At 68.1% G+C, this 12,621-nt stretch carries 7 protein-coding genes; 2 read left to right on the plus strand and 5 right to left on the minus strand.

The features are described from left to right. Nucleotides 1-73: 73 nt before the first annotated feature. Nucleotides 74-1,033 carry a type IV toxin-antitoxin system AbiEi family antitoxin domain-containing protein gene (locus Q8814_RS19645; protein ID WP_330153681.1) on the plus strand — a complete coding sequence of 320 codons (960 nt, stop codon included), beginning with the start codon at nt 74-76 and terminating at the stop codon, nt 1,031-1,033. 61 nt (nt 1,034-1,094) lie between these two features. On the opposite strand, the gene Q8814_RS19650 is transcribed toward Q8814_RS19645, so the two are convergent. Further along, on the minus strand, nt 1,095-4,244 hold the full coding sequence (locus Q8814_RS19650; RefSeq protein WP_330153674.1) for a (Fe-S)-binding protein: 3,150 nt from the start codon (nt 4,242-4,244) through the stop codon (nt 1,095-1,097). A gap of 412 nt (nt 4,245-4,656) precedes the next feature. Here Q8814_RS19650 and Q8814_RS19655 point away from each other — a divergent pair, with 412 nt between their 5' ends. Beyond that, complete coding sequence (locus Q8814_RS19655) at nt 4,657-5,352, plus strand: ammonium transporter (RefSeq protein WP_330153675.1); 696 nt, start codon at nt 4,657-4,659, stop codon at nt 5,350-5,352. Between the two features lie 952 nt (nt 5,353-6,304). Here Q8814_RS19655 and Q8814_RS19665 read toward each other — a convergent pair. From Q8814_RS19665 to Q8814_RS19680, 4 genes are all read right to left on the minus strand, one after another. Next, a complete protein-coding gene (locus Q8814_RS19665; protein ID WP_330153677.1) occupies nt 6,305-7,603 on the minus strand; it encodes a S1 family peptidase in 1,299 nt (432 codons plus the stop codon). Between the two features lie 142 nt (nt 7,604-7,745). Then, entirely contained in the window at nt 7,746-9,077 is a 1,332-nt protein-coding gene (locus Q8814_RS19670) for a S1 family peptidase (RefSeq protein ID WP_330153678.1), read from the minus strand. A gap of 125 nt (nt 9,078-9,202) precedes the next feature. Beyond that, a complete protein-coding gene (locus tag Q8814_RS19675; RefSeq protein WP_330153679.1) occupies nt 9,203-10,747 on the minus strand; it encodes an Hsp70 family protein in 1,545 nt (514 codons plus the stop codon). A 26-nt stretch (nt 10,748-10,773) separates the two neighbouring features. Further along, nucleotides 10,774-12,621, minus strand: a 1,848-nt coding sequence (locus tag Q8814_RS19680) for a LuxR C-terminal-related transcriptional regulator (protein WP_330153680.1), incomplete at its 5' end; no start/stop codon positions are given.

Below are 12,621 nucleotides of genomic sequence, written 5' to 3' on the forward strand. Positions count from 1 at the left end.
CGTTCGTCCACAGATGTGCCGTCGGCGCCACGTGCAGGGCGGCCGCGTCGTCATCGTGCGGGAAGCTGGGCGCATGGGGGCCATCATTCGTCGTAGCGAGGCACAAGAACGTGGCGTGACGGCCGCGGAGATCCGTCGTCTGATCCGGACGGGTGCGTGGAAGCGCTTGGCACCCGGACTGTATATCCCGTCCACAACTTATGAGGCCGCGGACGATCGGGGCCGCCACCGTTTCCGTGCGGCGGCTGCCTTCGCGCGCGCGGCACCGGACGCGGTGCTCAGCCACGTGTCGGCGGCCGTTGTCCACGGCCTCGAAGCCTGGCGAATGTCCCTCGACGACGTGCACCTGACACGCAGGCGTTCGGGTGGATCCGCGAAGACGTCCGGTCGTGTGCTGCACGCGTCGAGGTTCGACGATGACGAGGTGGTGGAGAAGGACGGCATGCGTGTACTCGCCGTGGCGAGGACGCTCGTCGATCTCGGCGCCACGGTGCCGTTCGAGCAAGCTGTCGTCGTCGGCGATCACGCATTGAGGAACGGCCTCGTCACTCTCGAGGACCTGGAAACTCCCGTCGAACGGATGGGACGACATCCCGGCCGTGCAAAAGCAGCGCGAGCCGTCCGGTTCATGAGCGACCGCAGCGACAGCGTCGGCGAATCCCGGAGTCGGGTCCTGATGGTCCGCGAGCAGTTGCCGCTACCGCAGACGCAGGTGGACGTGTTCGACGAGTTCGGCAACTGGCTGGCGCGAGTCGACTTCCTCTGGCAGGAGCACGGCGTGATCGGCGAGTTCGACGGTCGCATCAAGTACCGCCGCGACGGTGTCGCGACAACCGATGCGGAGGACGTCGTCTTCCGGGAGAAACTGCGCGAAGACCGGTTACGGCATGCGGGCTGGGTCGTCGTGCGGTGGACGTGGGCGGACCTGGAGAGACCCGGGGTCGTGGCAGAGAGAATCCGTCGCGGATTCGCCTTGGCAGCGCGGGGGACGGTGCCGACAGGTAGTTGTCGGATGAGGAAGATCCCGCGGTAGCAAAAAAGCTCGCAGCCCTGGCGACTATCGCCAGGGCTGCGAGCTTCTGCTTCAGAACTGCTTACTTGCGGCCGGGAGGCTTGATGCCACCCTTCATCTGCAGGCCGCCCGGCTTCGCCTTCGGCGGGGCCGGGGTGTCGGCCGGAGGTGCCTTCGGCGCCTCGGCCGGTTCCGGCTCGGCCTCGGCGACCGGCTCAGGTGTCGCTGCCGGCTCAGGAGCGGGCTTGGGCGCGGGAGCGGCCTTCTTGGCACCCGGGCCCTTCAGGCCACTCTTGAGTTGCAGTCCGCCCGGCTTCGCCTTCGGGATCGCCGCGGCCTTCGGCTCGTCGGCTGCCGGGGCTTCCGGTGCAGCCGCGGTCGCAGGGGCCTCGGCCGCGGGTGCAGCCGGTACAGCGTCGGCGTCGGGTGCGGCCGGTGCTGCTGCCTTCTTGGCGCCGGGTGCCTTGAGGCCACCCTTCATCTGCAATCCGCCCGGCTTGGCCTTGGGAGCTGCCGGGGCTTCGGCGGGAGCTTCGGCGGTGGGCGCTTCCGGTGCAGTCTCGGCCTTGGGTGCGGCCGGTGCTGCTGCCTTCTTGGCGCCGGGCGCCTTGAGCCCGCCCTTCATCTGTAGTCCGCCGGGCTTCGCCGCCGGTGCTTGTGCTGTCTCGGCTGCCGGTGCGGAGTCGCCGTTCGATGCCGCAGGCGCAGCCGGCTTCTTCGCGCCGGGGCCCTTGAGCCCGCCCTTCATCTGCAGTCCGCCGGGCTTCGCCTTCGGCGTTGCCTCCGCCGCCGGAGCCTTCGCGGCCGGAGCCTTGGCGCCACCGGGTGCCTTGAGGCCGCCCTTCATCTGAAGACCACCGGCCTTGGGGACGCCGGTGGTGGCCGGAGCAGCAGGAGCCGCAGCGGCCGCTTCGACCTCTTCGACGCGCTCCTTCTCGACCTCTTCCGCCGTCTCCTCGGCCGCAACAGCGGTCTTCGGCTCCTGGACGACCCGGAGGTTGTCGCTGAGCTTGGCAGCCTCGATGCGCGAGATCGACTCGAGCATCAGCTGCGCGACATCGACGACCTCGACGCCCTCGCCCTGGCCCTGCTCCTGACGGGCGGTGACGCCGTCGGTGAGCATGACGCGGCAGAACGGGCAGCCCGTCGCGATCTTGGCGGGGTTGGTGGCCAGCGCTTCGTCGACGCGGTCGACGTTGATGCGCTTGCCGATCTTCTCTTCCATCCACATCCGGGCACCACCGGCACCACAGCACATGGACCGCTCGCCGTGACGCGGCATCTCGACGAGCTTCGCGCCCGACGCCTCCATGAGCTCACGCGGCGCGTTGTACACCTTGTTGTGACGGCCCAGGAAGCACGGATCGTGGTAGGTCACGTCCTGGCCCACCGGTGCAACCTGAATCAGCTTCTTGGCCCGCACCAGGCGGTTGAGGAGCTGGGTGTGGTGGACGACCTCGTAGTTGCCACCGACCTGCGGGTACTCGTTGTTGAGAGCGTTGAAGCAGTGCGCACACGTGACGACGATCTTGCGCTTGCTCTGCTCGACACCTTCGAAGACGTTGTCGAGGACCTCGATGTTCTGCTGCGCCAACTGCTGGAACAGGAACTCGTTACCCGCGCGGCGAGCCGAGTCGCCGGTGCAGGTTTCCTCGGCGCCGAGGACCATGAACTTCGTGCCCGCGGTCGCGAGCAGTTCGGCGACGGCCTTCGTGGTCTTCTTCGCACGGTCTTCGTAAGCACCGGCGCAACCGACCCAGAACAGGTATTCGTAGCCGTCGAAGCTGTCTGCATCCTGACCGAAGACCGGGATGTCGAAGTCCATCTCGTTGATCCAGTTGAGACGGTCCTTCGCGTTCTGACCCCAGGGGTTGCCCTTGTTCTCGAGGTTCTTGAACAGACCCGCGAGCTCGGACGGGAAGTCGGACTCGATGAGTACCTGGTAGCGGCGCATGTCGATGATGTGGTCGACGTGCTCGATGTCCACCGGGCACTGCTCGACGCACGCACCGCAGTTGGTGCAGCTCCACAGCGTCTCGGTGTCGATGACGGGTGCGAGCTCGCCGGCCTCGACGAGTTCGAGGCTCTCGCCCACGAGCTTGCGGCCGGCTTCGGCGCGAGCAGCCTCGGGGATCTTCGCCAGAGCAGCCTCGTCGACGTTGCCTTCGGCATCGACCAGGCCGATTTCGTCGCCACCCATGTCCTTGCGGCCACCGGCCAGCAGGTACGGCGCCTTGGCGTTGCCGTGATCGCGGAGCGAGGTGATGAGCAGCTTCGGCGACAGCGGCTTACCGGTGTTCCAGGCGGGGCACTGCGACTGGCAGCGACCGCACTCGGTGCAAGTGGTGAAGTCGAGCCAGCCCTTCCAGGTGAAGTCCTCGATCCGGCCGGCCCCGAAGGTGTCTTTGTCCGGGTCGGCGTCTTCCATGTCGATGGGCTTGCCGCCGGACATCATCTGCCGCGCGGCACCGAGGGCGGGACCGCCGTCGTCCTCGCGCTTGAAGTAGATGTTGAAGAAGGCGGAGAAGCGGTGCCATGCGACACCCCAGGTGATGTTGCGGCCGACGATGTAGAGCCACACCATGCCGGACATCAGCTTGATGAACGCGAAGACCGACACCAGTTCGGGGCTTTCCGGAAGGATCCGGGCGACCTGCATGGTGAAGAAGTCGGTCGACAGGTGGCCGCCGCCGTAGGTGGCGATCTTGCCTGCCTTCACCAGGATCATGCCGAGGCCCTCGAGGAGTACGACTGCCTCGACGAAGTACGCGGCCTTGAAGTCCGAACCGCTGAAACGCGACATCCGGCCGGGCCGGCGCGGGTGATTGAGCTGGCGGATGGTGATCAGCGTCAAGATGCCGACCACGGTGCCGATGCCGAGAACCTCGTCGACGAGGTGGTAGACGGCCGTGTCGCCGAAGAGCGGCCAGTGGAAGGTCGGGTCGAATGTCTGGCCGTAGGCTTCGAACCAGACGATCGCGCCGAGCATGAAGCCGATCATCACCAGCCAGTGCGCCCAGCCGACGGTACGGAACTTGGTCATCTTCGTGTGCGCGAGGAACTCGACGAGCATCTGCTTGAAGCGCGGGAAGAACGGATGCCACCGGTCCGGGGCCGGTTGGCCGATCCGGATGGTGTTGACCATCTTCAGTGCGCCGCTGATGAACGCGAACCAACACACGAGGCTGAGCAGCACGCCGATCGTGCCCAACGTGATCGTCAGGGCATTCATACGTGGCCTTTCGTGTCGGGGGCGGCGCCGGGCCGCCTGGTATAAGCCCCCGCATCGTAACGCAGGATAAGTTACCCACTGGTAACTCATAAAGACTACTCATCGGTAACAGGGCTTTTCCACCGAGCGGTGGTGCGGAGGGCCACCGTAATAGGCGGCCGTTTGTTGAGGGTCACTCAGGATTGCCTAAGTATTTTTGATAACGAAATGGAGACGGGTTCTGATTTCGCTACTTTTCGATATCTATCAGGCGTAACCCATATAACGAAAAGGATGTGACGTCGGTTATGATCTCAGTCGGACATGGCATCCGAGCGGAAATAATGCTTGTCGGGGGTTCGGGAAATGCCATGGCAACAGGGAAAATGGGGGGCGTCCGTCGGACGTGCGCCATGTCACAGAACGGAATCGAATGAAGCTGAAGAAGCTTGCCGCTGTGGCGACGATGACCATCGCCGCCATGGGGATCACCGCGGGAACCTCGTACGCGGCTCCGGAAACCCCGGCAGCACAGGACGAAATCAACTACGAGTCGAAGATCGAGGGCCAGTCGGTCGTCACGGTCATCGATGCCGGCGCATTCCAGGTGGCAGGCGACGGCAAGAGCGTCGAACTGCAGGATGATGCCGGCAACGCCGTCGTGAGCCTGCCGCTCGCGGTCCAGCTGGGCGATCTGCAGCTGCCGTTCGAGCGCGAGATCAGCGAGGACGGCAAGACCCTCACCTTGACTCCCGTCACGGACATGTCCAAGGCGACCCCGGTCGCGCCCGAGGACAAGGTCGGTCAGGGCATCACACCTGTCAGCCTGAAGGTGCAGGACGTCGCCTCGGTCGACGAGAACATGAAGGCGCAGAGCAACTTCTCCCAGCAGCTCGGCATTGCGACTGCGGTCGGTGGATTGACGGGCACCATCATCGGCTGCATCGTCGGTGTTGTGGCCGGAGTTCCGACCGCACTTGTCGCGTCGCTTCCGCTTTGTGCAGCCGGCGCCGGCGTCGGCGGCGTGATCGGCACCATCGTCGTCGGTGGCCCGACCCTCATCATCGCCGGTATCGGTCTGCTCCAGACCCTCGCGGCTCCTCCGGGAACCACTCAGTACGCGAACTGAGACCCTCGCGAAACGGGTTCGGCCCGGCACCTTCAGGTGCCGGGCCGAACCCCTTTTCGTGGACCTACATCGTCAGCCGGCCGAGCCGGTGTACGAGAAGATCGTGATCAGGTAACCGAGGATATCGACGAGCACACTCAGCACTGTTACTACCTCAATCTCGTTTGCAGACAGGAGATTGCAGCCTATCGGTTGCGGCGGAACCCGGTTCGGTCGGGGCGAGGCCGTCCAGCGCCCCTCGTCCGGCGTGGCTCGTCTCTTCGGTGATCGTCGACGGACCCCGGTACCCTGGGCCAGGTTCGCAAGGGGGCACCGCCTATACAGGGTCTGCCGGATTCGAACCGATGTAAGTAAAGGATCAAGGATTTGAAGTTTTCGAAGACGATAGTCGCCACGGCAGCGTTTGCCGCCGCACTCTCGGTGACCGCGTGCAGCTCGGACGAGAGCGACAGCGCCTCCTCGACCGGCACGACCACGACCACCACAACGGCAGTCACCACCGAGGCCGCCGCGTATCCGCCGGTTCCGACGCCGGAGGAACTCAATGCCTCCCTCGCGATGGCGTTCGACGAGACGGTGCCGCTCGAGCAGAAGATTCCGCTGGTGCAGGGAGCCGAGGAAGACCCGCAGCTCATCAATCAGGTGGCAGCCGCCGCTGAGGCGAACGACGCGGTCNTCANCGTGCTCGACGTGGTCGACGGCGGCGACGGCACCGCGACCGCCGGAATCAACATGATCCTCGGCGATGCCCCGCCGAATCCGGGCAGCGTCGTCTTCGTCGCCGAGGACGGGGTGTGGAAACTGTCGAAGGACAATGCCTGCGGTTTCGTGGCCCTCGCGCAGTTGTCGTCGCCGATCTGCTCCTGAGGGTTTTCGCCCACATCATCTGTCCAACTCCGAAAAGGCCGCCTCCCGAATCGGGAGGCGGCCTTTTCGGATCGTTCGATACCGGCTACCAGGTGCGGATCTTCAGGCCCGGGTTCTCGTCCAGGATCACGTTGATCGGAGTCGCGAACAGCTCCGGCGACTCGCCGAGCAATCCGCTGACGACTCCCGCGACCTCGCAGAAGCCGTACTGGCCGACGTTCGACGCACTGGAGATGCCCAGGGCGAGCGTGCCGACGACCAGGGTGCCGCCGCTGTCGCCCTGCAGCGCGCAGAGGTTGGTGGCGAAGCCGTCCCGCAGCACGCGGTGGCCGATTTCGATGCTCTGACCCGTCGAGGTCACGACGCCGCAGCTGTAGCCGGTACGCAGACCGGACTTGCAGACCGGCGTGCCAACAATCGGGTCGGCGGTGCCGGTGATCGGCAGGGGAGCGGCGGCGGGCACGCGCACGCCGTTGTTCTCGAACCGTCCCGCGGCCTCGGCCGACGGGCGGATCAGGCCGTAATCGTGGTTGTCGAGGCTGGTCTTCTCGAAGGTGCCGAGACGCTGACCGAGCGCGTCGCCGACCAACTGGTAGACCTCGGACGCCCACTGGGTGCCGGCCTGTGCACGGTTGGGATCGCAGTGGCCCGCGGTGATGTTGACGGGGTTGCCCGAGCCGTCCTCGGCGTTGAAGCCGAGCGAGCAGCGCAGTCCTTCACCGGCGCCCAGCGACGCGTAGGCATCGCCGCCGAACAGGGCGTCGGGTGCGGCGATCCCGGCGACCGGCCGCAGATCCAGAGCCGGCTCGGGGGTGAGCTCGGCGGGAGCGAACAGCACACGGACATCCCGGAGGAAGTCGGGAAGTTCGATTCCGGCGACATTGTCCGCACGCACCACCACGTCGTTGTTGACGACGTCGACGGCAATGCCGCGGATGACGTCGGCGACGGCGGGCGGCTGCGTCTCGAGCCAGTCGTTGAGTGCCTCCAACTTGTCGTTGAGGGCGTCCTCCGAGCGATCGGTCTCCACGACCGTGAAGCCCTCGTCGACGGCGGCGTCGCGCGCCTCGTCGAACTGGTCACCTTCGGTCAGGCCGACGGTGGGCGTGCCCGCCTGGTCGAGCCAGACACCGGCGAACACGGCCTCGAACTTCTCGCGGGCGGTCTCGGCGAACCGGGCCAGCTCCTGGCTGCGGGTGGCGTCGTCGAGGAACCGCTCGGGGCTGATCTGCAGGTCTCGCTGCAACGCTTCGACCAGCTCCGCGGGCAGGTCGGTGGTCTGTACGGGCGCCGGTTCGGCCTGGGCAATGGCTGCGGCAGGGCCGAACAGCAACACGGCGGCCGAGCCGAGAACTGCTGCCCGACGTGCGAAAGTACGTCGCATGAATGCCTTTCTTATCGTTCCTTGCTGCTCGCGCACACAAAGAAGCCGGCCCTGGCGGAGCGGCATGCTCGATCCTAAGGGGTAACACACGCGACACGTGGTCCGCTGTGAGATACCAGTGTGTCGCGTGTGACTGGTGTGATCAGGCGGGGTTGGCGGCGGTCCGCACGCGAGCGCCTGTGGCGGCCTCGATGTCCTGAACGGAGATGCCCAGGCTCGATGTGCCGCCGTTGGGGGCGAGCACCAGGTTGGCCTCGACGCAGTCCGGTGCACCGGCGCTGTTGGACCCGCTGATGACGCCGAGCGCGAGCGTGCCGGTGACGATCGCGCCGCCACTGTCACCGGAAAGGGTGCAGGCGGTGGTCGCGAAGCCGCGGATGGTGCTCGCGGTGCCGTTGGCGTAGATCAGCTGGGTCTCGATGCGGTCGGCTGCAACCACACCGCAGGTGAACGACGAGGACTGTCCCGACTTGCACACCGGAGCGCCCACCACGGGCACTGCGGTTCCGGTGACGGTGAGGGTCGAGCCGTTTCCGCCGCGCACCGCCGGCCGGGTCAGGCCGGCGTCGACGCCCGCCTTGTCCAGGGAGATGACGCCGTAGTCGAGGGTGCTGTCGGTGCCGACCGTCGAACTCGTGAACGTGCCGATCTTGGTGCTGTCGTCGATGTTCGAGCGATTGGGCAGGTACACGGTGGAGCCGCCCTGATCGCGGGCGACGGCGTCGCAGTGGCCCGCGGTGAGGTTCACGGCGTCGCCGTTCCCGTCCACACCGTTGAAGCCGAACGAGCAGATGCCGATGCGGTCGAGGGGAGTGGTACGCACGTCGCCGTCGGCCGTGATGTAGGTGTCGCCCCCGAGCGGCGCCGGGTCGTTGGCCGGCAGGCCCGGAGACAACTGCACCTGCACGTTCGCGATGAGCGACGGCAGGTTCAGCGCCCGGCCGACGGGCGAGTTCACGATGTCGATGACGATCTGGTTGTTGAGGACGTCGATGGAGGTGTTGTTCACCTGCGACGAGACGTCGCGCGGCAGCGCCGACACCCAGCGGTTCAGTTCGGCGAGGGCCTGCTCGAGGCCGTCGGCGGACACCGGTGCGACCGTCGCCTGGTAGCCGTCGTCCTGCGCGCGGCGCGCGGCCTCGCTGTTCGTCACCGCGACGACGGGCTGTCCGTCTTCACCGAGCCATGCGCCCGCGAAATCGGAGGGACGCTCGGCGCGGAAGCTGCGCGCGTAGTCGCCGAGCTCCTGGGCGCGGGCCGCACGCTCGAGATACTGCTCCGGCGACAGGTTCAGATCGCGCTGCAGCGCCTCCACGAGCTCCGCGGGCAGCTCGGGCGCCGGCAGCTGCTCTGCCGGGGCGGCGTGAGCCGTCGTAGTGAGCGGTCCCACCAGAAGCACCGCCGAGGCCGCGGCAACGGCGATCCGGCGAGCGGTGGAACGAACAGCGGCGCGCGACGCCGACGACTGACGCATGAGGGCCCTTCGGTGTGTGATCGATCTACGGTATGAGCTGGTACGAACGGTTGTGCGATAGAGCTACTCCGGCCCGCGGACAGCCTACGGGACGGTGACGGGGATCCCGAAAGTGCCGGAGGTCATCACTCTGCTACGCCTCGCCCTCGACCTGCGAGGTCGTGTCGGAGGGTGGCTCGGGGTCTGTGCCGGGGTCGGGGTCCACGGCCGGGTCGGTGGGGGTCACCTCTGTGGTTTTCGACGTCGTCGACGACTGCGTGGACGATTCCCCGCCGCTGTCGCTGGGTGTGCGCGGCGGGTTCCGGCGTGACCATTCGGTGGTGGTCGTTGTCGTGCTCGACCGGGTGCTGCTCGGCCCGGTGCTGCTCGAACCGCTGCTCGACGATTCGCTGGAACTGCTGGTCGCCGAGTCGACCCACGTCTGCTGCGGGACCACCGGTGCAACCGGAACGCTGGTCGCTGCGGGGGGCGTGGTGATCTCCGTGGTCGACGAAACAGGTGGGGGTGGTCGTGGTCGGTGCCGGCGTCGTGGTCGAGGACCGGTCGGCGATCAACGGCATGCGGGTCGTTTCGGGAACGGGCGTGTTCGCGCTGGCGGTGGACGAGTCGCGCAGGGTCAGGACCAGCACCCCGACCGCGACGAGCAGGGCTACCGCTGCTGCGGCCGCACCGGCGGCGAACAGCGGCGACCGGGACTTTCCGCTGTTGTCGTCCTTTTCTTCTTCCGGTGGCGCCGACGGCGTCGCCTTGCTCGGCGCCTGCGCCTTGCTGGGTGTCTCCGCCGCCGGAGGCGTCGCGGTGATCTTCGCGATCACCGTGGTCGCGTCCGTGTCGAGCTGGTTGCGGGGTGTTGCCGTGACTCGGGTGACGGGCAGGACCTGGGTGGAGCCGAGGAGATCGACGGAGCCGGCCGCGGCGGCGAGCGCCGCACCGCGCACCATCGTCTGATGCGGTTCGGGGGCGAGTGCGCACCGCACCCCGAGGCCCGCCTTGATGGACTGGGTCACGAGTTGCGCCGCGACGGGATCCATGGCCTCGTCGACGGTGACCACGACGGCGTCGAGGTTGCTCACGAGCCAGCCGAACGCGCCGAGCGCCGCCGACAGCTGCGCGGTGACCGACGGGGCCTCGCCCTCGGGGAACCGGAAGGACTTACCTGCGGTGACACCCGAGCGGACGAGTGTGACGGTCGTGCCCTCGGGGTCGATGTGATAGACGGCCACCAGACGCCCGGTCTGGTGGGCGACCTGCGATTCGAACCACGCGGCGGCGGCTTCGGCGTCGGAAATCAGGGAGACGTGCCGCAGCCCGACGTAGTCGAGGGCGTTGCGAAGCACGGCCACCGTCGACGGCGGCCATTCGGTGGGGTGGGTGGCGACGGCGGTGTACCGCTCGTCGCCGATCAGCGTCATGGCGTCCGCGAGCAGGCATTCCATCGCGGTGGCCACGAGGTCTTCGGCGCGGGACAGGGATCCGTCGTTGGCGCGTACTCCGGTGGCCCGGCCGAGCCGGTCGACGAATTCGACGAAGGAGCTGGTGCTGCCGTCGGCAGCGTGGTGGTCGCCGAGCGTGGCAGTGCCGTCGGAGTGCAGGTGCACCGCCGTGCGGCGTTCGATGGGTGCCGGGTCGGGTCGCCCGGGCGACGGTGAGGTGACGGCAACCGATGACACGGAAGTGCCTACCCTCAGGCCTACGCCTACGGACATGCCGGTCTTCCCCCATTCTGGTCGGTGCGTGCGCGCTCGGAACCATCGCCGTGCCCGATCGCACGTAGCATACCGATCAGCTCCGAGCGGGATCCCGCGCCGAGGCGGCGGCGGATCCGGGCGACATGATGTTCCACGGTCTTCGCGGAAATGTACAGGCGATTACCTACTTCGCGGTAGGTCAGACCGGAAACCACCAGGTCAGCCACTTCCGCTTCACGTTCCGACAGCGGGCTGCCCGATATGCCCGGTTTTTTGCCGGGCTGCGCGTGCCCGTCGCCGACGCCTCGGGCGGTGTCCGCGGACATGGTCGCGGCGCCCGTGGACGGCTGACGCACCAGCCGGGCGATCTGCAGCAGCGTGGTCGCCTCCCGGGTGTCGGGCACACGAAGCGCGGCCTCTCCGGCCAGGCGCGCGCCGTCCCAGGGCAGGCCGATCCGCGCGAGGTCTTCGGCGGCCTCCCGGATACGGTCCGGATCGACCTCGTTCTGCAACACACGCAGCCAGGCGTTGCCCGCGCGGGCGAGCGCGGCGGCGTAGGCCGTGGACTGCCCGGCCACCGCCAGAGCCCGGGCATGAGGAACCAGATCGGCGGGACGGTTCGCCGCGATCGCCGCCTGCACGCCGTACCAGTGCAGCGTCGCGCCCCACAGCGGTGGTTCGCCGAGGACCGTGAGCAGATCCCGGGCCTGGGCCACCGGATGCGCGATGCGCTCGGGCTCGCCGAGGCGCACGGCCGCCAACCACAACTCTCCGAGCGGGAGCAGGCTGAGCAGGTCCACGGAGTACTCGGCGACCACGCTGCGGGCGGCATCCCATGCGACGGCGAGCGACGCGCGGTCGCCGTGGCGGCGGGCCAGTCCCACCCGCAGCCCGTGCAGGAACAGCAGGTCGCGCTGGTGCTGCACGCCTGCCGACAACTGCTCGGCGGACGCGGCGGCGGTGGTCAGGTCGCCGCCCAGCAACGTCGACCACGCCGACAGCAGTGCGTGCCGGGTATCGGGACCGGACCGGGCGAGCACAGTGCGGGCGTGGGCGAGTTCGCCCGCGTGCAGACACAGCAGTGCGGTCACGGACTCCACCGAGACCGGTTGCACCGGTGCCCGGCCGCTTCCGTCGCGCACCGCCAGCGCGCGGCTCAGACTGTTCATCGCGATCCGGCCGTCTCCACCCACCGATTCGCGAAGGCCGGCTTCGAGCAGTTGCGCGGCGGCGGTGGCCGAGGTGGGCGCACCGGCCGTCGCACCGGCGCGCATCTTCGCGGCGGCGTCGGGCCGTCCGGCAGCAAGCAGAACAGCCGCGCCCGTGGGAACATCGGCGCCCGCGCGGTCCGGCCCGAGCCACTCGTACAGGTCGGCGCTGCGACCGAGCATTCCCCGCTGCGCGGCCACGCTCGCCGCGACGCGGACGGCGGCGCGCAGTTCCTCCCCGGTCAGGGTCGCGGCCTGCTCGAGGAGCCGGTCGGTCAGGCGCTCGGCGGTGGCGAGGTCCCCGGCCGCGGCTGCCGCCTCCGCGCGGGCCGGCATCAGCGCGTCGGCGCCCGCACCGGCCCGCACAGCCGCATACAGCACGACCACCGCGCGCGACGGCTCCTCCGATCCGGCCTGTTCGATCAGGTAGCTCTCGAGCCGCGGGTCGCCGACGCCGGCGTCGACGAGTCGCAAGGCGAGCGGCAGGTTCAGCAGGCCGGTGCCGACGCGACCGCCGAACAGTTCCTGGGCGAGCGCGCGTGTCGCGTGGGGTCCGAGGGCTGTGGCAGGGACACCGGCCGCCCCGGGTATGAGAGCGTCCCGGCCGGCGGTGAGCAATCCGCTCGCGTGGGCTGACTCCACCAGTTC

Source organism: Rhodococcus chondri (genome assembly GCF_036327435.1).
GTDB lineage: Bacteria > Actinomycetota > Actinomycetes > Mycobacteriales > Mycobacteriaceae > Rhodococcus > Rhodococcus chondri.

Excerpts from the sequence above, each read along its gene's own strand:
- Q8814_RS19645 (WP_330153681.1), top strand. The coding sequence starts at position 74 with ATGGGGGCCATCATTCGTCGTAGCGAGGCACAAGAACGTGGCGTGACG.
- Q8814_RS19670 (WP_330153678.1), bottom strand. The coding sequence starts at position 9,077 with ATGCGTCAGTCGTCGGCGTCGCGCGCCGCTGTTCGTTCCACCGCTCGC.
- Q8814_RS19650 (WP_330153674.1), bottom strand. The coding sequence starts at position 4,244 with ATGAATGCCCTGACGATCACGTTGGGCACGATCGGCGTGCTGCTCAGC.
- Q8814_RS19665 (WP_330153677.1), bottom strand. The coding sequence starts at position 7,603 with ATGCGACGTACTTTCGCACGTCGGGCAGCAGTTCTCGGCTCGGCCGCC.
- Q8814_RS19655 (WP_330153675.1), top strand. The coding sequence starts at position 4,657 with ATGAAGCTGAAGAAGCTTGCCGCTGTGGCGACGATGACCATCGCCGCC.